21 protein-coding genes and 2 pseudogenes are annotated in these 24,598 nt (G+C 35.0%); 16 read left to right on the top strand and 7 right to left on the bottom strand.

Annotation, left to right across the window (positions count from 1 at the left end; genetic code table 11):
• Window positions 1-420: 420 nt before the first annotated feature.
• Both ACIQ7L_RS05970 and ACIQ7L_RS05965 read left to right on the top strand, forming a co-directional pair.
• The gene (locus tag ACIQ7L_RS05970; protein WP_400567483.1) at window positions 421-747 is read left to right on the top strand and encodes a hypothetical protein; all 327 of its coding nucleotides are present in this window, start codon (window positions 421-423) and stop codon (window positions 745-747) included.
• A gap of 41 nt (window positions 748-788) precedes the next feature.
• The gene (locus ACIQ7L_RS05965) at window positions 789-1,115 is read left to right on the top strand and encodes a nucleoside triphosphate pyrophosphohydrolase (protein ID WP_097898220.1); all 327 of its coding nucleotides are present in this window, start codon (window positions 789-791) and stop codon (window positions 1,113-1,115) included.
• A gap of 45 nt (window positions 1,116-1,160) precedes the next feature.
• Here ACIQ7L_RS05965 and ACIQ7L_RS05960 read toward each other — a convergent pair whose 3' ends face one another.
• Complete coding sequence (locus ACIQ7L_RS05960) at window positions 1,161-1,346, bottom strand: hypothetical protein (protein ID WP_400567481.1); 186 nt, start codon at window positions 1,344-1,346, stop codon at window positions 1,161-1,163.
• A 343-nt stretch (window positions 1,347-1,689) separates the two neighbouring features.
• Between ACIQ7L_RS05960 and ACIQ7L_RS05955 the strand changes: the two genes are divergently transcribed.
• The 8 genes from ACIQ7L_RS05955 to ACIQ7L_RS05920 all read left to right on the top strand — a co-directional run bounded on the left by ACIQ7L_RS05955 (window position 1,690) and on the right by ACIQ7L_RS05920 (window position 14,455).
• Window positions 1,690-2,331, top strand: coding sequence for a CPBP family intramembrane glutamic endopeptidase (locus tag ACIQ7L_RS05955; protein ID WP_400567479.1), 642 nt, complete (start codon window positions 1,690-1,692; stop codon window positions 2,329-2,331).
• 281 nt (window positions 2,332-2,612) lie between these two features.
• Complete coding sequence (locus ACIQ7L_RS05950; RefSeq protein ID WP_400567478.1) at window positions 2,613-3,662, top strand: M42 family metallopeptidase; 1,050 nt, start codon at window positions 2,613-2,615, stop codon at window positions 3,660-3,662.
• A 383-nt stretch (window positions 3,663-4,045) separates the two neighbouring features.
• Complete coding sequence (locus ACIQ7L_RS05945) at window positions 4,046-5,629, top strand: N-acetylmuramoyl-L-alanine amidase (RefSeq protein WP_400567476.1); 1,584 nt, start codon at window positions 4,046-4,048, stop codon at window positions 5,627-5,629.
• Window positions 5,630-6,041: 412 nt separating this feature from the next.
• Window positions 6,042-7,625, top strand: coding sequence for an N-acetylmuramoyl-L-alanine amidase (locus ACIQ7L_RS05940; RefSeq protein WP_400567474.1), 1,584 nt, complete (start codon window positions 6,042-6,044; stop codon window positions 7,623-7,625).
• A 298-nt stretch (window positions 7,626-7,923) separates the two neighbouring features.
• The gene (locus ACIQ7L_RS05935) at window positions 7,924-9,636 is read left to right on the top strand and encodes a methyl-accepting chemotaxis protein (RefSeq protein WP_400567473.1); all 1,713 of its coding nucleotides are present in this window, start codon (window positions 7,924-7,926) and stop codon (window positions 9,634-9,636) included.
• Between the two features lie 1,606 nt (window positions 9,637-11,242).
• On the top strand, window positions 11,243-11,941 hold the full coding sequence (sdaAB, locus tag ACIQ7L_RS05930) for an L-serine ammonia-lyase, iron-sulfur-dependent subunit beta (protein ID WP_400567472.1): 699 nt from the start codon (window positions 11,243-11,245) through the stop codon (window positions 11,939-11,941).
• A gap of 22 nt (window positions 11,942-11,963) precedes the next feature.
• Window positions 11,964-12,854 (top strand): L-serine ammonia-lyase, iron-sulfur-dependent, subunit alpha, encoded by an 891-nt coding sequence (gene sdaAA / locus ACIQ7L_RS05925; RefSeq protein WP_400567470.1) that lies wholly within the window; start codon window positions 11,964-11,966, stop codon window positions 12,852-12,854.
• Window positions 12,855-13,135: 281 nt separating this feature from the next.
• The gene (locus tag ACIQ7L_RS05920) at window positions 13,136-14,455 is read left to right on the top strand and encodes an amino acid permease (protein ID WP_400567468.1); all 1,320 of its coding nucleotides are present in this window, start codon (window positions 13,136-13,138) and stop codon (window positions 14,453-14,455) included.
• Window positions 14,456-14,530: 75 nt separating this feature from the next.
• On the opposite strand, the pseudogene ACIQ7L_RS05915 reads toward ACIQ7L_RS05920, so the two are convergent.
• Together ACIQ7L_RS05915 and ACIQ7L_RS05910 are read right to left on the bottom strand one after the other, a co-directional pair.
• Window positions 14,531-14,686: pseudogene (locus ACIQ7L_RS05915) on the bottom strand (IS6 family transposase); the annotation flags it as partial.
• 517 nt (window positions 14,687-15,203) lie between these two features.
• Complete coding sequence (locus ACIQ7L_RS05910; protein WP_400567466.1) at window positions 15,204-15,644, bottom strand: Lrp/AsnC family transcriptional regulator; 441 nt, start codon at window positions 15,642-15,644, stop codon at window positions 15,204-15,206.
• Window positions 15,645-15,812: 168 nt separating this feature from the next.
• Here ACIQ7L_RS05910 and ACIQ7L_RS05905 point away from each other — a divergent pair, with 168 nt between their 5' ends.
• The 3 genes and pseudogenes from ACIQ7L_RS05905 (at window position 15,813) to ACIQ7L_RS05895 (ending at window position 18,479) form a co-directional block, all read left to right on the top strand.
• The gene (locus ACIQ7L_RS05905) at window positions 15,813-16,577 is read left to right on the top strand and encodes an SDR family oxidoreductase (RefSeq protein WP_400567464.1); all 765 of its coding nucleotides are present in this window, start codon (window positions 15,813-15,815) and stop codon (window positions 16,575-16,577) included.
• A 253-nt stretch (window positions 16,578-16,830) separates the two neighbouring features.
• Window positions 16,831-17,159 (top strand): annotated as a pseudogene (locus ACIQ7L_RS05900) (IS4 family transposase); the annotation flags it as partial.
• 315 nt (window positions 17,160-17,474) lie between these two features.
• Window positions 17,475-18,479, top strand: coding sequence for a proline racemase family protein (locus ACIQ7L_RS05895; protein ID WP_400567672.1), 1,005 nt, complete (start codon window positions 17,475-17,477; stop codon window positions 18,477-18,479).
• 221 nt (window positions 18,480-18,700) lie between these two features.
• Here the strand turns inward: ACIQ7L_RS05895 and ACIQ7L_RS05890 are convergent, their stop codons facing one another.
• Together ACIQ7L_RS05890 and ACIQ7L_RS05885 are read right to left on the bottom strand one after the other, a co-directional pair.
• Window positions 18,701-19,378, bottom strand: a complete 678-nt coding sequence (locus tag ACIQ7L_RS05890) for a LysR family transcriptional regulator substrate-binding protein (RefSeq protein WP_400567462.1) — start codon at window positions 19,376-19,378, stop codon at window positions 18,701-18,703.
• Window positions 19,375-19,608 carry a LysR family transcriptional regulator gene (locus ACIQ7L_RS05885; RefSeq protein WP_400567461.1) on the bottom strand — a complete coding sequence of 78 codons (234 nt, stop codon included), beginning with the start codon at window positions 19,606-19,608 and terminating at the stop codon, window positions 19,375-19,377. Before ACIQ7L_RS05885 ends, ACIQ7L_RS05890 begins: the two co-directional genes overlap by 4 nt.
• Before the next feature lie 142 nt (window positions 19,609-19,750).
• Here ACIQ7L_RS05885 and ACIQ7L_RS05880 point away from each other — a divergent pair, with 142 nt between their 5' ends.
• Window positions 19,751-20,623, top strand: a complete 873-nt coding sequence (locus ACIQ7L_RS05880; RefSeq protein ID WP_400567460.1) for a DMT family transporter — start codon at window positions 19,751-19,753, stop codon at window positions 20,621-20,623.
• Between the two features lie 286 nt (window positions 20,624-20,909).
• Here the strand turns inward: ACIQ7L_RS05880 and ACIQ7L_RS05875 are convergent, their stop codons facing one another.
• Complete coding sequence (locus ACIQ7L_RS05875; protein ID WP_400567458.1) at window positions 20,910-21,491, bottom strand: TetR/AcrR family transcriptional regulator; 582 nt, start codon at window positions 21,489-21,491, stop codon at window positions 20,910-20,912.
• Between the two features lie 145 nt (window positions 21,492-21,636).
• Here ACIQ7L_RS05875 and ACIQ7L_RS05870 point away from each other — a divergent pair, with 145 nt between their 5' ends.
• Both ACIQ7L_RS05870 and ACIQ7L_RS05865 read left to right on the top strand, forming a co-directional pair.
• Window positions 21,637-23,112, top strand: coding sequence for an MDR family MFS transporter (locus ACIQ7L_RS05870; protein WP_400567456.1), 1,476 nt, complete (start codon window positions 21,637-21,639; stop codon window positions 23,110-23,112).
• A 221-nt stretch (window positions 23,113-23,333) separates the two neighbouring features.
• A complete protein-coding gene (locus tag ACIQ7L_RS05865) occupies window positions 23,334-23,807 on the top strand; it encodes a hypothetical protein (RefSeq protein ID WP_400567454.1) in 474 nt (157 codons plus the stop codon).
• Between the two features lie 121 nt (window positions 23,808-23,928).
• Here ACIQ7L_RS05865 and ACIQ7L_RS05860 read toward each other — a convergent pair whose 3' ends face one another.
• Window positions 23,929-24,381 (bottom strand): AraC family transcriptional regulator, encoded by a 453-nt coding sequence (locus ACIQ7L_RS05860; protein ID WP_400567452.1) that lies wholly within the window; start codon window positions 24,379-24,381, stop codon window positions 23,929-23,931.
• Window positions 24,382-24,598: the final 217 nt, after the last annotated feature.

The raw sequence follows: 24,598 nt of genomic DNA, 5'->3' as shown, positions 1-24,598 counted from the left end.
TACTTTTTATTCTGCATAGCAGGGATTTAGATGTTGGAAAATGAAAATGGATTTGTATATAAAAACCCCTTTCTTTTTAGATGGGAGAGAGGATCTGGCCATGCATAGAAGCGATCAGGGCCTATTTCTGCCCCGTGCGAAGTAAAAACAGAAAGAGCAAACGAGTGTAGGTTACTTTTTATTCTGCATAGCAGGGATTTAGATGTTGGAAAATGAAAATGGATTTGTATATAAAAACCCCTTTCTTTTTAGATGGGAGAGAGGATCTAGCCATGGATAGAAGCGGTCAGGGCTTATTTCTGCCCCGTGCGAGGTAAAAACAGAACGAGCAAACGAGTGTAGGTTACTTTTTTTCTGCATAGCAGGGATTTAGATGTCGGAAAATAAAATGGATTTATATAGAAAGGTAAAGAGTGCTAGATGAGAAAAACTAGAATCATTGGTATTATCGGTATCATCTTACTTACATATTATGTTTTGCATAGCACACCTGCGCTCGCAGTTCGGACGGCGCTATTTTTTGAGGGGCATCCAATTGTTGCTGTGACAGGAGAGGTTACGAAGGAAAGAGATATCAAAAAAGAAGCGGTGCCAGCTGCATATCAAACGTTATATGGCAAAGAAGAGAATGAATTCGAACATTATTTCTTTCCTCACGTACGAGCACATGGATCAGGGATCGATATGGAAAGTGCCTGCGTGAAAAAGAAATGGTTTTTCTATAAAGTGGAGCTCGGATGTTACTAAATATAGAAAAGATACGCTGATATTGGAGTGGAGGATAATTTATGTCAACTTATAATAAGCTAGTAAGGGATCGTGTTCCAGAGAAAATTTTAATGTCTGGAAAAACATATACAGCGCAAAAGCTAACTGGTCAAGCATACATACAAGCATTAGCCAAAATCGGAACAGAAGAAATTCGTGAATTTGCTTCTATGAAAGAGCGTGAACACGCATTAGATTCACTGGCTGATGCATTAGAAATTATCATATCATTAGCGCGTGCAGAAGGCGCAACATTTGAAGATATAGAGCGCATTCGCAAACAGAAAGAAGCAGAGCGCGGCGGATTCCAAAAAGGAATTTACTTGCTGGATGTTTCGGAGGAATAGTTTCATAGATAAAAAAGCACAGCTTCTTTGGATGAGCTGTGCTTTTTATTCGCGTACTTTTACCCGTCTTAATTTCCCTGCAAACAGACTAGTGATAAAAAATATAGCTGTTAATGCCCATCCAATTGTAATGGAAGTAGCAGTGTGAATGGCATAAGAAACTTGTAAACATAGCAGAGATGATAAAAACCAAATGAGTGCAATTTGTACATGTTTTTTCGTTAACTTCATTTTGATACCCCTTTATTATGTTCTAAAACATATTTTACCATAATTATGAAATTAATAATAAGTGTCACTTTACCCATAAGTTGACCGTTAGTTTATGCGGAATTTTATACATATGGAGTAAAGGAAATAAAGACAATGATTGCTTTTAACCACTGATATAATGGGACGTTATGTTAACCTCACATGAATAGGATATACAACTAATTTTTTCTCACTTCAAACTATCATAATATGGTAAAATTTTAAAATATAAGGAAAATATTTAAAAATCAAGTAATACTGGATATGAATCAAATGCATGAATTACAAAGGAATTCCTTCTGAGATGAGGTGATAAATCGATATGAGCTGCCTTATTGCTTTGATACTTGCTGTTTTATTAGCTTTTTCATATAAAATTGTTGATATTACAGTTCGCGTTATTATTGGAAGAACGTTGTACCGAAAGATAGAAAATGAAATTATTTATATATGGGGAACATTGCTGACAATAATTAGTTATTTTTATGAAGATAATTATGTATTCCGTTTACCAATTCCAATTCATCACGAACCAACTGTTCTATTAATCTTAAGTGCTGCAATAACAAATATTTTCATTTCGCGATACTCAGGATATAAGCCTATTGGGAAAAAAAATATCTTAAACTTTGTAATTATGTATCCTATTTTTGAAGAAGTAATTTTCAGAGGAATGATTATACCGATACTTAACAATTCATTCTCAAAATACCCTTTTTATGAAATAGCTTACATACCGGTTACGGTACCGATCATAATATCTTCCTTTCTATTCGCTGTAGCTCACTTACAATATTACAGCTTTAATCAGACTAGCATAAAATTCATGCTGTTCGCATTTGTCGGGGGAATCACGTTTGGTGCGATTACGGATTACTCACTATCAATTGTTTTTCCACTGCTTTTGCATGTGGAGTTTAATTTACTTTCAGCATATTACTCAAAAAAGAGTACAGCAAATTAATAAATAAGTTATTATGCTCATAAATGGATTACTGAAATCTTATTTAAAAAAAGATAAAAATTGAGATTTTTTTACTACCGTTAACGAGAACTATGTAACCTACTAATGATAGCCTATTGAGGTATCTTTTTTTGTTGTATGCATATTAGAAGCATAAGTTGACCAAAACGGCTACCTTATGCTTCTTTTCACAAGAAACCTACAGAAATCTCATATTAGTAGAGGTTTTGCGAGAATTTCTGTATACTGAATATTAGAAAAATAAAGTAGGGGGAAGTACAGTGACACATCATGCAAAAGAAACAATGGAACTCATTAAACAGCTTGTTTCCATTCCAAGTCCGTCTGGAAACACAACGAAGATTATCAACTTTATTGAAAACTATGTAAAAGAATGGAATGTAGAAACAAAGCGTAACAATAAAGGTGCTCTTATTCTAACGTTAAAAGGAAAGAATGATGCGCAGCATCGTTTATTAACGGCACATGTTGATACGTTAGGGGCAATGGTGAAAGAAATTAAATCTGACGGTCGTCTTCGCTTATCGATGATTGGCGGATTTCGCTGGAATTCTGTTGAAGGAGAATATTGCGAGATTGAAACAGCAAGCGGAAAAACGTATACAGGAACAATCTTAATGCATCAAACATCTGTCCACGTCTACAAAGATGCAGGGGAAGCGAAACGAGACGAAAAAAATATTGAAGTTCGTATTGATGAACGTGTATCTTCAGCCGATGAAGTTCGTGAATTAGGCATCGAAGTAGGCGATTTTGTTTCATTTGATCCGCGCGTTCAAATTACAGAGAGTGGTTACATAAAATCACGTCATTTAGACGATAAAGTAAGCGTAGCAATTCTACTAAAATTAATTAAAAGATTACAAGATGAGAATACGACATTGCCATATACAACACACTTCTTAATTTCTAATAATGAAGAGATTGGTTATGGCGGGAATTCTAATATTCCAGAAGAAACTGTAGAATACTTAGCAGTTGATATGGGAGCATTAGGAGATGGACAGGCGTCGGATGAATATACTGTATCCATTTGTGCGAAAGACTCTAGCGGTCCATATCATTACGGGTTACGTAAGCACTTAGTTGACCTTGCTAAAACGAACAATATCGAATATAAAGTAGACATCTATCCATATTACGGATCAGATGCATCCGCTGCTATTCGAGCAGGATTCGACGTGAAACACGCACTAATCGGTGCAGGGATTGATTCTTCTCATGCATTTGAGCGTACACATGAGAGTTCCATTGCGCATACAGAAGCACTTGTTTATGCGTATGTGTTATCACCAATGATAGAAGAATAAATGATTTTTGGAAAAGTGATTGGTATTTACATATCGATCACTTTTTTTGTTTTATTATGTGTAAAAAACTATGAAAGTAAATTTTACTTATATAAATCCCGGCTATTCAGAATAAAAAGTACCCTACGCTCGGTTTTACTTCGCATGTGGCAGAAAAAGGACCTGACCGCTTCTATGCATGGCCAGATGCTCTCTCCCACCTAAAAAGAGGGGTTTTATGTCTGTTTATTTAGATGAATGAATATATATACAAATAGAGATATACATTTACTAGATAATATTAATATTGTAAAATATTAGGGTTGGTATAATGTGGTTAATTATTAGAAGAGATATTTTATAACGATTGTTATTAATAGATTTTGAGGGGGAGAAACAATTTTATGAAGTATGGGAAACTGGCAGCAGGGATTCTAGCAGTAACTTTATTTTCTTATCCAGTAAGCAGTTCAGCAGCGGAAAAAAATTTTCCGGATGTACCGAACTGGGCGCAAAATTCGGTTAACTATTTAGTTGGGAAAAATGCACTTGACGGAAAACCAGACGGAACATTTGCACCATCTGAAAAAATTGATCGAGGATCAGCAGCAAAGCTAATCGCGGTGGTACTAGGTTTAGAGATTAATCAAGATGCAAAACCATCTTTCCAAGATTCACAAAACCACTGGGCAGCTCCTTACATTGCCGCGGTAGAAAAAACAGGTGTGATTAAAGGTGATGATAAGGGGAACTTTAATCCAGCAAACAGCATTAATCGTGCTTCTATGGCATCTATGCTTGTAGAGGCGTATCAATTAAATAATAAAATCATTGGTGACTTACCAACGCAGTTTAATGATTTAAAAGAACATTGGGGCGAAAAGCTAGCTAATACGTTAGTTGCTTTAGGCATTTCTAAAGGAACGGATGACGGTTGGAACCCAGATGGTATTGTTACACGTGCAGAAGCAGCTCAATTTATCGCACAAGCTGATATGGCAAAAAGTGACACATCAAAAAGAATGTACATGAATAGAAACTTCATTACATATCATGAGCCATCATTATCATCAGGCATCACATCCAATCAACATGCACCGCAAATCATTGTGGTGAAAGAACAACGAGAAGACGGATGGATGAAGATTGCAACGGATAAAGGAGATAAATGGACGCCTTTAAACGAAAAACAAGAGTATATCGATGGTGCATTTACTACATATCAAGCAGCGTCTCATGGCTCTAAAGTATTAGGGAAATATGAACCGCAAAACGTAACGGTTATGGAGGAAAATGGAAGTTGGATTCGTATTCGTACATATGCTGGTTTCCAATGGGTTGATAAAAGTCAGTTGAACCCGCCGAAACAAGCGAATTTCCTAGAAGGAAAAGCGATTATTATTGATCCAGGGCATGGTGATCCTGATCCAGGTAAACCAAGTGTATATATGGAAGAAAGTAAAATCGTATTAGATACATCTAAACGAGTACAGGCATTGTTTGAGAAAAAAACACCGTTTACTGTATTGTTAACACGTGATGGCGATGCAAGACCGGGAGTGAGTGCAGAAGATTCTCTAAAAAAACGAGTAGAATTTGCTCAAAAAAATAAAGGGGATATCTTTGTAAGTATTCATGGTAATGCTTTTAATGGACAAGCAAATGGAACAGAAACATTCTATTATAATTCAAAAACAAAAGGAACAAATCCATATGTAGAAGACAGCCGCATGCTAGCACAAAAAATTCAAGATCGTCTTGTAGTGGCACTTGAAACACGTGATAGAGGTGTACAACATAAGGATCTACACGTTACTCGTGAAAACACAATGCCGGCTGTATTAACAGAGCTAGCATTTGTTGACAACAAGATAGAGGGTGAAAAACTATCTACTCCAGAGTGGAGACAACGTGCTGCTGAAGCGATTTATGCTGGTATTTTAGATTATTATGAGTGGAAAGGTAATGATGTTTCTTCTTACCGTTAATAATAGAATTAGTAGAATAGCAATGAAAAAGAGATTGCCTAGGGATTTTTGGGCAATCTTTTTTGTTGCTGTTTGTCTGTTATACATGCATAGGCGAATTCATTTTTATTTTTCCACATATAAGTCGCTTCTATAAATGGCCAGATGCTCTCGTCCGTCTAAAAAGAAAGGGGTCTTTATGTCGGGTTTTTAACTTTTATTTGTATATAAACATTTCCTAATTAAACATTTACTGTAATAAACATTTAATATTTATTATTTAATATGCGTATTTACTCTAGAGTTGTAATGCCATACAATAATTTAGGTGCTATTAAATAGTAGAATAGTAGAGGGATAATAAATATTAAATTTTTTATTGTTTAATAGAACATAGTTTCATAATGAACAGGTATGAGAGGAGAAAGATTTAATGAAATACGGAGTAATCGCAGCGGGGATTCTAGCAGTCAACTTATTAGCGTATCCATTAAGTAGTTCAGCAGCGGAAAAGAATTTTCCGGATGTACCGAGCTGGGCGCAAGATTCGGTTAACTATTTAGTTGGGAAAAATGCACTTGACGGAAAACCAGACGGAACATTTTCACCATCTGAAACAATTGATCGAGGATCAGCTGCAAAGCTAATCGCGATGGTACTAGGTTTAGAAATTAATCCAAATGCAAAACCATCTTTCCAAGATTCACAAAACCACTGGGCAGCTCCTTACATTGCCGCGGTAGAAAAAGCAGGTGTGATTAAAGGTGATGAGAAAGGGAACTTTAATCCATCAAGCAGCATTAATCGTGCTTCTATGGCATCTATGCTTGTAGAGGCGTATCAATTAAATAATAAAATCATTGGTAACTTACCAACGCAGTTTAATGATTTAAAAGACCATTGGGGCGAGAAGCTGGCTAATACTTTAGTTGCTTTAGGCATTTCTAATGGAACGGGTGACGGCTGGAATCCAGATGGTATTGTTACGCGTGCAGAAGCAGCCCAATTTATCGCAAAAGCTGATATGGGAAAAGCAGATACATCAAAAAGAATGTATATGAATAGAAACTTTATCACATATCATGAGCCATCATTATCATCAGGTATCACATCCAATCAACATGCTCCGCAAATGATTGTAGTGAAAGAACAACGAGAAGACGGCTGGATGAAGATTGTAACGGATAAAGGCGATAAATGGACGCCTTTAAATGAGAAACAAGAGTATATCGATGGTACATTTACTACATATCAAGAAGCATCTCATGGCTCTAAAGTATTAGGGAAATATGACGCACAAAACGTAACAGTGATTGAAGAAAGCGGAAGCTGGATTCGTATTCGTACATATGCTGGTTTCCAATGGGTTGATAAAAGTCAGTTGAACCCACCGAAACAAGCGAATTTCTTAGAAGGAAAAGCAATTATTATTGATCCAGGTCACGGCGGTGTAGATCCTGGCCACGAAGGCGTAAACATGGATGAAAGTAAAATTGTATTAGACACATCTTTACGCGTACAGAAATTATTTGAACAAAAAACACCATTTACTGTATTGCTAACGCACAATACTGACACAAGACCAGGAACAGATGCAAAAGATTCTCTGAAAAAACGTGTAGAATTTGCTCAAGCGAATAAAGGGGATATCTTTGTAAGTATTCATGGCAATGGTTTTGACGGAACTGCTCAAGGTACAGAGACTTACTACTACAAATCAGCAACGACAGCAACAAACCCACATGTAGACGAAAGTCGTGTACTAGCAGAGAAAATTCAAGATCGTCTTGTAGCAGCACTTGGAACACGCGATAGAGGCGTAAAAGAAGGCGATTTATATGTAATTCGTGAAAATACAATGCCAGCTGTATTAACAGAACTTGCATTTGTAGACAACAACGTAGACGGTGCGAAACTATCTTCACCAGATGGAAGACAGCGCGCTGCCGAAGCAATTTACGCTGGTATCTTAGACTATTATGAATGGAAAGGTAATGACGTTTCTTCTTACCGTTAATAATAGATTAGTAGAATAGAAATGAGAAAGAGGTTGCCTGAAAGTGAGGCGGCCTCTTTTTGTTTAGGGAATATTGCTGCCCGCAACTAGCGGGATCGATATTATAGTAATAAAAATTAAGAAAGATGCTATATTTATTACTTACTTTTATGTTATATACATAATATAACGTATTTTAAATTTTCAATAGAAAGAATATGTACAATCCGAAGATGGAATTGATTTTTAAAACTCTTTTTTATATTTATCATTCTTTATGTTTAAATTAATAAATTTTTATTTAAAAAGGAGAACGACTATGAATCTGCGAACACGGATTTTAGGAATTGTATTTGTAGTAATCTTGGGATTGGCGAGTGTGAATTTTGTATTTTTATATTTTACTGCGAAAGGAACTGGGGAACAAACAATTGGAGAGTTAGGGAAGATTCAAGTTGAAGCAATGAAAAAACAATTTGATACAGACGCATATGAGTCGTGGTTAAAAGATCCAAAGCAAAATGATACATATGAGAAATTGCGAAATACATTAAATGAAATGCGTGAACATAATGGTGCATTATATGTATACACGATGCATTTTAAGAACAATGAATCGTACATTATGATTGATGGGCAACCAATTGGCAAGGAAGCATCACCGATTTGGGAGAAGTGTGAAGGTAATGCGGCAGAAGTGAAAAAGCTGCAACAAGGAGAATGGGTGTACACCCCCATTATGAATGATGAAAAATACGGGAAATACATGTCTGTTATGGTGCCATTAAAAGATGAAAAGGGCCAAGTGTATGGGGCGCTTGGAATGGATATACAAGCTTCTGTTGTAGATACGATTATGCAAAACTTGTTGAAAGATAGAATGGTAGAACACGCTCTTATCAATATAGGAATTGTTGCCGTTGCCTTTGTTTGTCTGTTCTATTTTATTAACCGAGGTCTGAAGCCGCTTCATATGTTGAAAGAAGAAACAAAGCGGATTGCAGAAGGTGATTTAAGAGAACTTCAGATTTCATCTCGTAAGAAAGATGAGATTGGACAGATGGTTCGTTCTTTCGAACATATGATGGATTATTTAAGAGGATTGTTACAAGGTGTACAGAAGGCAACTCATTCTGTAACGCAAACATCGAAAATGTTACTGTCTTCTACACATGTAATGAAAGAACAAAATCAAACGATGTTATTATCAAGTCAAGAGATTACAAATAGTAATGCGCAAACTGTTTCTTCAATGGAACAAGTTTCAAATGCGATGCATTCTTTTGAAGAAGAAATACGCGGAGTCGAGCATGCTGTAGATGATATGCAAAGTATTTCTCAAGCGATGGCGCAAGCAGGAGAAGAAGGACAGGAAATGCTGCATAATACGGTTATGCAAGGGAAGGAAATGAAAGAGACGTTCTATCAATTTCAAGATACAGTCAATTCTTTATTAACGCAAGTAAGCCATACGGGAGAATTTCTATATACAATCGAGGACATTGCAGCGCAAACGAATATGCTTTCCTTAAATGCGGCCATTGAAGCAGCTAGAGCGGGGGAATCTGGAAGAGGATTTGCCATTGTAGCAAATGAAGTGAAATTGTTAGCGGAACGTACGGCAGAGCAAACAAAGCATATTCGTCAATTAATTTATAAGATGCAGCAAGAAGCATCTGGAACAACAGAGCAATTGTCGCAAGCATTGCAGCAATATGATGCTCAGTTCAGTCAAGTAAGTGTAGTAGCAGAGCAAATGAAAGCACTGCAATATATTTCAAACGAATTGAATCAGTCCTTGCAGCACGTTATCGGTAAAATGGAAACGATGAAACAGCAGCAGAACGTCATTCACACTGAAGTGTTGGCTGTTACGGCTGCAAGTGAAGAAACAGCGGAATCTACTGAAGAAGTGAATGTTACAATAGAAGAAGTTGCGAAGCATATGGATGTATTTACACAAGAAGTGCAAGAAATGGCCTCGCAAATTCATGAATTAAGTGAACAAACGAAGCGCTTTACATTATCGTAAAGTGGAACATTGATCTTACTATATACACCAAAACCCCTCTTTTTAGGAGGGAGAGAGCATCTGGCCATGCATAGAAACGGTCAGGGCTTTTCTCTGCCACATGCGAAGTAAAAACAGAAAGAGTAAACGAGTGTAGGTTACTTTTCATTTTGTATAGCAGGGATTTAGGTGTTAAAAAATAAAAATGGATTTATATAAATGAATAGTTGCTTACTGGATAAGAGGTATGATTCAGTAATAGGTGATAAAAAATAGACCATCTTGTCAGCACAAAATGGTCAGGGAAAGGGACAATATATCAATTTTAATTAGGGAGGGAAAGCTGTTCGAGACACTGGGGAATGTCTCATTATTAGGGAGGAACAGCTTCGATAGATATAATATAAAAGATAGATGTGACTTCAGTGTGAAATTGAAGTGAAAGATATGTTTTTTTTTAATGATCGTTTTATGCTTTTTATCTAATAGAAGAAGGATAGAAAAAGATTATCCTTACTTTGAACGGAACCCTGAATTGTGGACGCTTTGAAAACGTCATCCTTTCTAATTTAGCTTGTTTAGAAAGGATAACGTTTTTTTGTGTTTGAGAGTATTAAAATCTCTTGAGTTGATGGGCATGTATGGTACCCCCATATAGGACTAACTTTCTACACTTAATTGCTACTTTGCCCCTGGTTGCAAGAACGCTGGTACTGGGCCTTATAGCATAAGATACGGTTCTGTTAGGGATATATGCATTTTATTCTCTTTTTTGCACCAGAACCTAAATAACTGTTCTTTTTCTATACTAATCACACACCTTTTGTAAAGTATCAGTATGTTCAAGATTTATAAAAAAGAAGTTCTTTTTTTCTGAAAATGTATATAAATGCAATTCGAATGATAAATACTCAAAATGGATTTTATATTTCCTTAATTTATTCCTTTCCATCTACATTAATCATGTATTACAACAGCTTTCACGTCTAAAACAAGATGTTTCAACAAAGGAAAATATAAGTATCTTTATAATGATTTTCCAATATAATCAATGTGTTAATCAAAGGAACTCTGTGTTATTTTTGCTATTCTACTAACTAATACAGCTTCAAACAATGGACACAATTGCTACATGCCAAGTGTAATTTATTATCCATTCAAAATTCTGTTTATTCAATCTTTCTAAAAATAAAAAATCATTAAACTCATAAATATACAAGTTATAATGAGGGCGTCGAGAGATAATCTATTACCTCTAGAGAAAATATCAAACCTGGTTCTGATGCAAAAATTCTAAAGGCCTTACAAGTAATCTTCTAAAATTGGACATACTGATACGATTACGCTAAGAAAGGTGTGTGATCAGAAGGGAAATTTATTCAATATGAAAATGGAAGCGTTATCGGCCAGATCTTATTTAAGAAAATGAAATCTTGCGATAATTCTAATACAGTTTTTATTACAATTGAACCTCTTTCTCAAGCTGACATTTTAATAGATTGACCTGTTCTGATTTTTGGAACAAATGTAATTGCAGAAAATAAAGGCTGGAACATATTTTGAATTGGTCATTCTAATAGCTTAGATTCAACTGCAATTAAAAATAATAAATTATGGGGGTGCTTATATGAACATGAATGTAGCATCTATTAAAGAAAAAAAGGTTGTTAAATACAAAAGTTGTTTTGATGTGATTGGGCCGGTAATGATAGGTCCTTCAAGTTCACATACTGCAGGTGCTTTAGCTATTGGAACAGTTGCCAATAAATTATTTCAAGGTCTTCCAAAAAAAGTCGTGGTAAAGTATTATGAATCATTTGCTGAAACCCATAAAGGACACGGAACTGATTTTGCAATTATTGCTGGGATATTAGGATTTGCTGCCGATGACAGCAAAGTACCAGATGCTATTAAAATGGCAGAATCTAAGGGGATTGACATTACCTTTATTGAAAAAGCAGGTGATAGTCCTGCTGGTCATCCAAATACGGCAGATGTATATGTAGAGGATGAAAATCGAAGTATTAGAACGATGGGTATTTCGGTCGGCGGCGGATTAATTGAAGTCAAACATGTTGAAATTGACGGATTTAGCTTAGATCTGCAGGGGCCATTGCCAGTTATTATTGCGATTTCCGAAAGCGCTGACTTTGAATTTGTCTTACGCAGGATCTTTAAACAATATGATGTGGAAATTAACAACTTTCATAGTTTAGAAGAAAACGGAAAATATTTATATGCATTCGCTTTGGATTCGCTATTGCCTGGTGATGCTCAGAAGGAACTTAGAAGTTTAAGCAGTATGGCTAATATCATTATTCTTTAGTTACATTAAGGGGTGAAAAAATATGTATATGACCATAAAAGAAATTGTAGATGCAGCTAATAAAAGGAAAAAGCCAATTTATGAATTAGCAATCGAACAGGAAATCGAACAAACTAAAACTTCTTATGAAGAAGTTTGGAGTAAAATGGAAAAGAATTTAGCGACTATGGAAAATGCCATAAATAAAAGTATCGAGGGCGACGGGGTATTTTCTCCGACCGGTTTAACCGGAGGTGATGCTGTTAAAATAAAAAAATATCGAGAAAATGGAAAAACTCTTTCTGGAGATTTGATGGTGTTAGGGATTCAAAGTGCTATCGGTGTTAATGAAGTAAATGCTTCATTAGGGGCTATTTGTGCAACTCCAACAGCAGGTGCGAGCGGGACGATCCCGGGAGTCCTATTTAGTATTAAAGATACGTTGCAGTTAAGTCATGAAGATATGGTCCACTTTCTATTCACTTCATCTTTATTTGGAATGATAGTCGCAAATAATGCTTGTATTTCCGGAGCGTACGGAGGATGTCAAGCTGAAGTAGGCAGTGCCTCAGCAATGGCGGCTGCAGCAGCGGTAGAAGCTGCGGGAGGAACGTCACAGCAATCTTCTGAAGCTTTCTCAACCGCATTACAAAATTTACTCGGTTTAGTTTGTGATCCGGTCGCTGGTTTGGTAGAAATTCCTTGTGTAAAGAGAAACGCCATTGGAACGACAAATGCTTTAGCAGCAGCGGACATCGCATTAGCCGGCGTAAACAATATCATCAATGCTGACGAAGTTATTGAAGCGATGTATAGAGTTGGAAGACAGATGCCTCGCGAATTAAGAGAGACAGGTTTAGGCGGAATTGCGGCCACACCTACAGGGATTGCCATTAAAAGTAAAATTTTTGGAGAGAAACAATTAAATCGATAAACAGTTATTGGAAATATTGTGAAATAGTTAACAATTCTATTCTCTATTGTTCTCCTAAGGATGTCTGTATAGTAAGAGCCATTATAAATAAAATATACTACTATATAAATAAAGTATGTTAATATACAATTGAAATGTTTTGTAAACGTTAACAAATCCATCAGGTTGGACACACAATGTGGCGTACCTTGTAAGTGTAAGCAATTCATTTTTCAAGAATGGTCTATATTCCTAGGCCTTAAAAAGAGACGTAAGAATAGGATACAAGGAGGAATTATTATATGAATGGGAATACTGCAAAAACAATAGAATTTCAAGATGAAAATACTGCAGTAAAAAATGAGAAATATCCAGACCCTAAAAAGTGGCATAAACAGGATACTACCTGGGCATTGAGCCTTTTTGGAACAGCAATTGGAGCAGGAGTACTCTTTTTACCTATTAATGCAGGTTCAGGTGGTTTATTATCATTACTGTTAATTACCATACTTGCATATCCTGTTATGTATTACTCACATAGGGCGCTTGCTAAAATGATATACGCTTCTAATTCTGCTGAAGAGGGGATTACAGGTACAATAAGAGAGTATTTCGGAAATAAGGCGAGTATCATTTTTAACATAGTATATTTCGTCTCAATTTATACGATTGTGCTGATGTATTCGGTTGCCCTTACAAATACTGCAAGTAGCTTTATCGTGCATCAATTGCACATGCCGGAGCCTCCAAGGGCCATTTTATCACTTGTATTAGTACTCGGTCTTATAGCTATACTAAATTTTGGTCAAGATATCACTGTAAAAATAATGAGCATGCTAGTATATCCTTTCATAGCTTCTCTACTGTTTATCGCAATATCTTTGATTCCACAGTGGAATACGTCAATGCTTAGTTTTTCAAGTGTTTCTACTGCTTCAACAGGCACAGGATATTTTGGAACGATATTGATGATACTACCAATCATAGTATTCTCATTCAATCATTCGCCTATGATTTCATCATTTGTTATGAAACAGAGAGCTACCTATGGAATAGAAGCTACTGATGCCAAATGTGCTCAAATACAAAAAGCTTGTTATATCATGACATTCGCTGTTGTTATGTTCTTTGTTTGGAGCAGTACATTGAGTTTGACTCCAGATGATCTGAAAATGGCGAAAGCAGAGAACTTGTCAATCCTATCATATCTTGCTAATGAGCTTAATTCGCCTATAATCACTATTGCAGCTCCTCTTATTGCTTTTGTGGCTATAACAAAGTCCTTCCTTGGTCATTATATAGGGGCATATGAGGTAATGCGTGACATGATTATCAAGGTCGGTAAAAAACGCGGAAAAGATATGGGAGAAAAAACAGTTAAGACAATGATCCTTACTTTTGTCGTATTAACATGCTGGTATGTTGCTTATGCAAATCCAAGTATTCTTGGAATCATTGATGCCCTTAGCGGTCCGTTAGTTGCTGCTATCTTATGTCTATTACCAATGTATGCGATCTATAAAGTACCAGTACTAGCTAAATACAAAGGGAAAGTGAGCAATGTATTTGTCATTATTATAGGTATACTTACTGTCCTAGCAAGTATTAAGTCATTATTCTAATTCACTATTGTTGGTTCTGGTGCAAAAATAGTGGGATATGAAAAAAGAACGAAAGATTCCTAGTGAAATTGAATTCTATGTTGTTAAACCAAAGAAATCATGAATAAGATATATCTGTTTTTGGACAGACTTCTCACCTTGGGGAGTTTGTCCTTTTTTGATTATATGCATAACTTCTATTCCAGCAATCACTTTTTTAGCTGTTTGCAATGATTTTAATCCAAGTATATTGAGGTGCCGCCCTACATCCATCAAGCTAAGATTTTAAAGTATCCCCCAAACGGAAATTTGTTGTTTTTTATAGCACCGAAGTTCATTTTTATCGTTTTATGTGTTTCTTAACTTGATAGCGATGGGGGCTACCGACAAAATTTAGATTTTGCATGCTAAGCGAAGAGAAAATGATTATTCTATAAATGAATATTTTTCAATCACTCTGTTTATTTTTAAAAAATATATTATATTAATATGGGATATCAAACTCTTGCTCAACTATGATAACGAACAAGTGGCGATCTTAAATACATGAAGATTGTTGAACACTTAACAATGAAAGCCGGAACTTCTTAGTGATTAAGGATTCGAATTTTTTTAGTGGAAAATTGAGTTAAAAAAAGAACCAGTCTATAGCTGGTTTTATGTATCTTTATGGTCATTATATTATAAAAATATGCCCCTTCGGTTAGAGTAGCACCATAAATTTGACATCTGTTATTTTCTCTATCTTAGTATTTGGGTAGTCCTCTTATCAGAACAATATTTTCTCTTCGAATTCATTCTTTAAAACAATTAAAGGAGATGATAATCCAAATTTCATTAAAGAATCTAAAAAAATAGCAAGAGAATCCATCGAATCAACCATTACCTTCATCATATAATTAAATTCCCCGCTAATTCGATATAAATCCGTTACTTCAGGAGCAGAATTACAAAATTGTACAAAATCAGAACATTGGCTTGTTTTAAACATAATGAATACTTGAATGTTTTTATTAATTTTGGAAGGTTCAAATTTCGTTCTGTAAGCAGCTATAACTCCTTGTTCTTCAAGCTTGTTAATCCGTTCTTTTACAGCAGGCTGTGTCATTGATATAATCCGTCCTATTTCTGAAACAGAAATTCTCGCATTTTCATACAACAAATTCATAATTTTATGATCTATTTCATCCAATTTTACTGTATTCTTCATTGTCTAACCTCTTTATTTTGTTTTATAAAGTAAATAATGATTTATACCTATAATATCATAAGTTATCTGATTAATTTACCTATAAATACGCATTTAAAATTTTTGATATTTAAATGAAAATATAGATATAGATTTTTATTAAACAAAAGTTTGGGAAGGGTGGAAAAAATGAAGAATCTTGATGGGAAAATAGCGTTAGTAACAGGGGCAAGTCGTGGAATCGGTCGTGCCATTGCAAAGAGATTGGCACAAGACGGTGTATTAGTTGCCATTCACTATGGTCGAAATAAAACAGCTGCGGATCAAACGATTAGAGAGATTGAATCTAATGGAGGAAAAGCCTTCTTAGTTGAGGCTGAACTCAATTCAATTAGTGGTGTCAAAAAACTAATAGAACAATTAGATAATGAACTGCAAACAAGAGTTGGTACATCAGTAATTGATATTCTAGTAAACAATGCAGGCATAGGTACTCAGGGAACTATTGAAGATACGACAGAAGAAGTTTTTGATGAAATTATTGCAGTCAACATTAAAGCACCATTCTTCTTAATCCAGCAAACATTACCGCGGCTTCGGGAACAAGGGCGTATTATTAACATTTCATCAGCCGAAGTACGAATTGGTTTAACTGGGTCAATTGCATATGGTTTAAGTAAAGGTGCGCTTAACACTATGACTCTTCCTCTAGCTAAGCATCTTGGAGAAAGAGGTATAACAATTAATACGATTATGCCCGGATATACAAAGACAGATATTAATACGAAATTGCTGGATGACCCAGAAATACGAAATTTTGCTACTAAATCTTCTGTTTTTGGGCGATTAGGGCAAGTTGAAGATATTGCAGATGCAGTAGCATTCCTTGCTTCTTCTGATAGTCGTTGGATAACAGGTCAAATTCTAGATGTTTCTGGGGGTTTTCGTTTATAGAAGTGGGAGCACCCCATCGCCATCAAGCTAAGATTTTAAAGTCCCCCCTAAATGGAAATTCTGTGTTTTTTATAGCACCGAAGTTCATTTTTATTGTTGTGGGGAAGAATGTATTTTTTAAGTTGATGGCGATGGGGTGCCGCCCCACATCCATCAACTTAAGGATTTAGACTATTTTTGAAGTTAAAAGCACGTTACTATTCTCTTATGTTAATGAGAAAGGGTGAGGTGCTTTTTTATGAATATGAACCAAAAACAAGAGCGATTAGAATGTCACCTTTATGGACAACTCATTAGTATTTTATTATGTTCCTCTACTATGTTTAAAATGCGAGAACCCCTGTTACGTAAGAAACAGAAAGAGCTAGGTGAATACAAAGCGCTGTACATAATTAAGGATTATTTTTTACTTTTTCACCAAGCATTACACAAAAACACCCAAGATCTATCAAAGGTTCTCTTTCGTCTGTTTACCCTCCTACAGCGCAACGACGAAAATCTCATCGATACGAGAAAAAGACAGTCTTTGATATTTTGGGTGTTGTTTATGAGTATACCACTTCTATTCATCAGATAGCATAGCAAAAAAATTGAAACACGTCAGGGTTTATTTGGTATACGTACTTTTATAAAATCTATAAAAGATTATAAAAAACTACGTGGAAAGACCGGACTTAATATAAAAATACACTTTAAGTTGATGGATATGAGTGTCAAAGAAAATATACACTCCTAGACAAAAGTGTTGCAAAAAGGATACACCTTTTTCAGGAAACTGCAATGAATGTTCGTGATAGTAAGCGTCTGTTAGATTGGCATAATACTTGCAGATAAAACAGTAGGACACTTACAAAGATTTCAGGGGATAAGTGGATGATGATACTGGAGGGAAAAGAAATGAACATTAGTAAAATGTACACAACAATTGATGCACATGTAGCGGGGGAACCATTGCGTATTATTACCGGCGGAGTACCAGCGATAAAAGGAAATACACAACTAGAAAGACGAGCTTATTGTATGGAGCACTTGGATCATCTTCGCGAAGTTCTTATGTATGAACCGAGAGGACATCATGGCATGTATGGTTGTATTATTACGCCTCCTGCAAGTCCTCATGCTGATTTTGGGGTATTATTTATGCATAATGAAGGCTGGAGTACAATGTGCGGGCATGGAATTGTTGCGGTAATTACGATAGGAATTGAAACTGGCATGTTCGAAGTGACAGGTGCAAAACAAAAGTTCATTATTGATAGCCCGGCAGGAGAGGTTATCGCATATGCAACATACAGTGGAAATCAAGTAGAATCCGTATCATTTGAAAATGTTCCTTCTTTTGTTTACAAAAAGGACGTTCCGATAAAAATTGATGGCTATGAATTTCAAGTAGATATTGCTTTTGGAGGAGCTTTCTATGCGGTTGTAGATAGTAAAGAATTTGGCTTGAAAGTCAATTTTAAAGATTTACCTGCTATTCAAACGTGGGGCGGGAAAATTAAACATTACATTGAAAGCCAAATGGAGGTAAAACATCCTCTCGAAGAAGATTTAAAGGGAATATACGGCGTTATCTTTTCAGATCAACCAAATGGAAAAGATGCCACGTTACGAAATGTAACCATTTTTGCGGATGGGCAAGTAGATCGCTCTCCTTGTGGCACGGGTACTTCAGCTAGACTTGCCACTCTTTTTGAAAATGGGGTTTTGCAGGAGGGCGAAAGTTTTGTCCATGAATGCATTACGGACGGACAATTTGTTGGAGAAGTGCTGTCAGTGACAAAAGTAAGCGAACATGAGGCCATTATTCCAAAAGTGACTGGTCAGGCGTTTATTACGGGATTCCATCAATTTGTAATGGATCCGAGAGATTCATTGAAACGAGGATTTTTGTTGGCTTAATGTTTTTATGAGAAAGCTGTTGAGAATGGTAGAAGATAATTTTCACTGGCTGAATGACGCAGAGAGTGTGGCGTTGTCATATATAGCGTAATCGATGGAAAGAATAGATTGATAGAAGGATAGGGAAGACTCCAACTTGATAGAAGCAAGTTGGAGTTAAATTTTTATTCAAGTTCCTCTAATCTACAATCCAGAATGGAATATAATATATTTTTGTACTATTAAAATTGATGAACATAGAGGTGTAAATACTCTAAAAATTTTTTTATGACATTTATCCGTGAACTATCTTTGGAATATATCCATCCAAACGAAATTGTAGCTGGTTCGTAATCAATTAAAGGAATAGGGACAATATTTCCACTTTCTACATAGGGATCGTTTTTTAACATAAAATCTGTTAGCATACTGACAGCGAGCCCCTCTGAAACAGTTTTTTTTATCACTTCAGAATTGTTAGAAGTAAATAAAATATTCATAGACCCATATTGCTTTTCAAATTGGCGAATAAACATTTCCCAATTATGACCGCCATATAAAACAAACGGATAATCCAACATTTCTTGAATTTTCAATTCGCTACTGAAAGCTAGTGGAGAATCTTTATGTACGCAAGCTTTCATCTCTCCTTGAAATAGAGGTTTAAAAATAAGATGCTCTTTTGAATTCAGTAATGATGGTTCATTTAATATAATGAATCCAAGATCTATTTTCTGCTGCTTTACATCTTCAATAATTTCATTTCCTCCCATTTCTTTGATGGAAATTTTCACATGTGGACAGTCGTTTTTAAACATAGATAATGTTTTAGGTAATAAAGTCATAAATAAACTAGGTATAGCTGCAATTTTTAGTTCTCCTGTATATAGAGAGGTTAAAGATTGCACTTCTCCTTTCATTTCTTCCACCTTTTTATAATTTCCAGTGCTTTTCTAATAATGTTTTTTCCCTCTTTCGTTGGGGTAGTGCCCAAACGAGATCGGATAAATAACTTCACACCTAATTCCCTTTCCAGTAAAGAAATAGATTGACTAACTGCAGCTTGTGAAACATGCAGATTCTTCGCTGCAAGCGAGATAGATTGAGTTCTTGATATTTCTTTTATATATTCCATTTGTTCTAGGTTCATTTTCTGCTCCTTTTATATAAGCATTACTTATATAAATATCAAAAATAGATATTTTACATCATAAATAATGATACCATATACTGTCATTACATACTTTTGAAAGTTAAAAATTGACTCTTCAAGAAACAAGGAGGTTTTGACATTGCGGTATTTTATAATAACAATCTTGGCAGGTTTTTTGTATTCGTTGATGTCCGTCTTTATAAAAATGGCCTATGCATATGCAAATGAACCAACCATTACCTTTTTTCGCTTTTTTTCAGCGCTAGCTATGCTTGTTCCTATTTACTTTGTAACAGGGAGACCAAAAATTAAAACGAGTGTTCCTTTACTTCACTTATTAAGAGGTTTCTTTGGATTTCTAATGTTTACCTTATATACGATTTCCTTGCAATTTATACCGGTAGAAAATGCTTTAGCACTTAATTCTACTTATCCTTTTTTTATCCCGCTTATTTTATTTTTATTCTTTAAAGAAAAAATTGCAAAACACGTACTGTTAGGGGTTTTTGTGGGCTTTGTGGGAGTTTATATTACAATCAATCCAACTGCTAGTGGCTATCTTAATGTAGCTTCTATGTTCGCTTTATTATCCGCTGTTTGTTCAGCTGCCTCAAATGTTACGATAAGAACGTTACGTAGAACTGAAAGCAGCTTTAGTATTGTTTTTTATTTCTTCCTGTTTTCTACTGTAATATCCTTTTTTTATATGATAAGTAACGACCAATACTTCGATATGAAGGGGATTTGGTTGTTATTAGGTATAGCATTTACGAGTGTAGCATCTCAGCAGTGCTTATCTTATGTTTTAAAATATCTACATCCTAATATGGTCTCATCATTGATGTATAGTTCAGTAATATTTGGATTTCTGTTTTCTTGGTTATTTTGGGGGAAGGTACCAAATGGTATGCAATTAATAGGAATGCTTCTCATTATAGTAGGAGGTTTAATCATATTCGAAAGACATCAGATTGTTTTAAAGCAATCGCTTAAGAATATATCTGAGAATTGATGCTTTTCCATAAAAACGTGTATGTACTGATATCCAGCATGAATGGGCAGTACACTCCCGCCTCAAAATTCGGCGAAAGCAAAGAAGTAAGGAGGGGGAATCAACTGCCTGTAAAAGACCGATTGGTGAGGGCTAATAATCAGTGGGGGATGAAGAAAACCCCCACTGATTAAAGTTTCACTTTATATGATTGAAACACGTTCCAAATCAAAAACATTGATTTGATTCTCATCAAAAAGTTCTTTTAAAGCCTTTATTCCATTGTGATCCGCATAATTCTTTTTGCTTACATTTGATCTCTGTTCAATTGAAAAACATCTTGATTGATCATTTGATGAAAGTATGTATCCATCTCTTCTGCTGAAACACTTTTTCTATTTTGAAACCACCATGTGCTTAACGTTGTAATTACACCCGAATAGAATTCGATAATTAACTCATCTGGTATTGTATGGCTTTTACAAATTCGATTTAATTCTTGATTCTCCTGTTTCTTCACTTCACGAGTATGATAATGTATAAAGTTATTAAATTGTTCATCACCCATTTGCAACTCTAATATTTTACCAATTTCTTTATGATGTAAAATTTGTTCCATCACTTGAAATGGCCTAGTTAATCGATCTAAAAGTGGTATTGTCAAGGCTTCCTCTTGATATTGTTTAAATCCAAATGCCAATAATGCATCTTTATCTTCAAAATGTTTATAAAATGTTGTTCGATGCACCATCGCACGATCACAGATTTGGTTGATGGTAATGGAACTATATTTCTGTTTTGGTTGTGTCATTAATTCAAATAAAGACTCCCACAATAATTTATGTGTACGTCTAACACGTAAATCCAGCTGTTCCTCATTATTTTTCATCTACATTTCTCCTTTTCTGTAGATTAATTATACAACTACTGAAAATTGATTCTCCCTTTTTAATCTACATGTGTATATTATGTTATATGTGATCTTTTGTATACAAATGTATTAAAAATAAAGAAAGCAGGGAGAAAATCAATAAATGAATATTACGACTACAAGTTCTACAAGTAGCAAAATTGATACTTCTAATATTAGACATACACCCATTTTAATTGCATTAATTTTAGGTGCAATGGTTGCATTATTAAATGAAACATTACTTGGTAATGCTTTAACCGTATTAATGAAAGAATTTGATGTAACAGCTTCAACCATTCAATGGCTTTCTACATCCTACATGTTAGTTGTTGGGGTTTTAGTACCGATTACAGCTTTACTTCAACAATGGCTTACAACGAGACAAATGTTCTTAACCGCCATGGTAACATTTTTAGTTGGTACATTGATTGCTGGATTCGCACCGACATTTTCCGTTTTATTAATCGGTCGTATTGTCCAAGCAATCGCCACTGGGTTAATTTCACCATTACTAATGAATACGATTTTAATTATTTGTCCACCTGAAAAACGTGGTGCCACAATGGGCTTAATAGCACTTGTTATGATGTCTGCTCCAGCAATTGGTCCTACATTATCTGGAATTATCGTGGATTCACTTAGTTGGCGCTGGTTATTCTACATTGTTATTCCTATCGTAATCATTTCCATTTTAATTGGAATGAAATATATTCAAAATGTCACGGAGTTAACACGACCAAAAATTGATTATTTATCCATTCTTTTATCAACATTAGGTTTCGGTGGTATTGTGTATAGCTTTAGTTCTTCAGGTGATTTAGGATGGTCAGATTCTAAAGTTTATTCCACTTTAATTATCGGGGCTATATCGTTATTCATTTTTGTTGTTCGTCAATTAAAAATCGATAATCCAATTTTAGAACTACGCGCATTTAAGTTTCCAATGTTTACTTTATCAGTTGGGTTAATATTCATTGTCATGATGTCGCTGTTCTCAACAATGACATTATTACCGATGTTCTTACAAACGGTTTTACTTGTTACAGCCTTTAAATCAGGGTTAATCATGCTACCAGGGAGTATGATTAGCGCCATTATGGGACCGATTGCAGGTAAATTATTTGATAAATTCAGTCCAAAGATTATTATCATCCCTGGCATTGTGTTAGTAGCCATTGCAATGTGGCTATTTAAAGGTATTAACCCAGAAACAACATTGACACAAATTATCTTGATGCACAGCGTATTAATGGTTGGACTCATGTTTGTGATGACAGTACAAACATATGGCTTAAATCAATTGACACCAGATCTTTATCCACATGGTACAGCGCTCTTCAACACATTACAGCAGGTAGCTGGCGCGATTGGCACGGCTATATTTATATCTAAAATGTCTTCAGGCACAACTCAATATATGGAAAACTCAGCAAATCCAATGGATCCAGTAGAAAAGCTAAATGGCTTAACATCTGGCTTCCAAGGGGCATTTACACTTGGGTTAATCTTTATAATTGTTGCTCTCGTTGTATCGTTTTTCTTAAAAGGACAGAAACAGAAAGCAAAAGCCACTCAGCTTTTACACACTGAAAATTAGAAAATCTTAAAGTTTGTATTAGCTGTAGATTGATTTAATAAGAACAGCAAAAAGGGGATATCCTGTAAGTCAGTGTAACTGATTTATGGGATATCCCCTTTCTTACGATTAGTCAAGTAGTTTTATAAGGAATGATTAGAAGTACCTTTATCTTATGTGCGAAATAAAGAACGTAAAAAATAATAAGGGGAGAATAAAAATGGTATAATTAGGTAAAAGGGGTGAGGGACATTAAAAATATTGCTTTTATGCTTATTTCAATTATCGTATTCGTAGGGTTAATTGGTTGTTCAAATACAACAAGTTCTTCAGAAGGTTCCCAATCTAGTAGCTCTAAAGAGACATCAAAGATTTTTGAAAACAAGGAAGTAAAAGAAATTAGAGTAATAAGTAACACTAGCAACCTATCTAAAGGAAACACAGATAACAAAGATTTTATCAATCAAATTATCACAGTAATTAAATCGGGATCCTCTAAAGAAATAACATTAGATGAAAAAACAAGAAAATCTGCAAAATCTAATATAGAAGTTATTTTTAACGATGATTCAACAGAAAAATTATTACTTTGGATAAATGATGATAAATTTATAATAGCAAAAGATACAAATGATAAAGAGAGGGTTCAAGGCATTCAAATAGATTCTAGTACTTCTAAAATGGTTACGAATTTCTTGGAAATTTCAACTAAATAAAACTAAAAAGAAATGCTATTTTAGCATTTCTTTTTAGTTTTTAATTACAACCCATAAGTTGAAGCTGAATAATAAATTTGTACAGTTTTTGAGCTGTTTGTATATATAATGGTTTCTTCTTTTATAACGCTTTTACAGGTACACATATTTCGCAATAATGGTTGTTAATCATCTCACTCGTGTATCTTTCTAAAATCGGTTTGTTGTCAATTTGATATCCACTGTTGTGTAAAGCTGGAAAAATTTCAGCCCATGCTTTTTGAATATCTTCCGCTGTATGTTTGATTGTGAAAATCGCATACTTTCCACCAGAAAGTTCACCTTCGCAAATTGAATCATCCATTTGATAATCTTTTGAAATCACAATACAAGCATCATATCTACAGCTTTCAGGAAGTGTTGTTTCAGGATTATCTTGTGGAATTCCAAGTATTATTGCTGATTTAACAAGATCTTTCTCCTCAGCCCATTTCTTTAACTTTTCCATTGCTTGCATGTTGGCAGGACCATATGGACCAACTTGTCGTACATATGCAATACGATATTTTGGAAGGGTTTCGACTTTCATATTCATGGTTTCTCTTTCCTTTCTTTATTCATATTTGCTACATGTCAAATGCTATTATGATTTAAAAATATAATCAAATATATTTTTAAAATTGTTAATTTTCTTATTTAAGGAGTCCCGCCACATCGCCATCAACTCAAGAATTCAGAATTACCCCAAAACGAAAAAAAATGAGCTCAATTCACATGGACACCTATGAAAGGATGCAATTTTCGTTTTGGGG

Source organism: Bacillus sp. NPDC094106 (assembly GCF_044764345.1).
Lineage (GTDB): Bacteria > Bacillota > Bacilli > Bacillales > Bacillaceae_G > Bacillus_A.
Note: the sequence above shows the minus strand (reverse complement) of the source record. Positions and strands in the feature narration are given on the sequence as shown.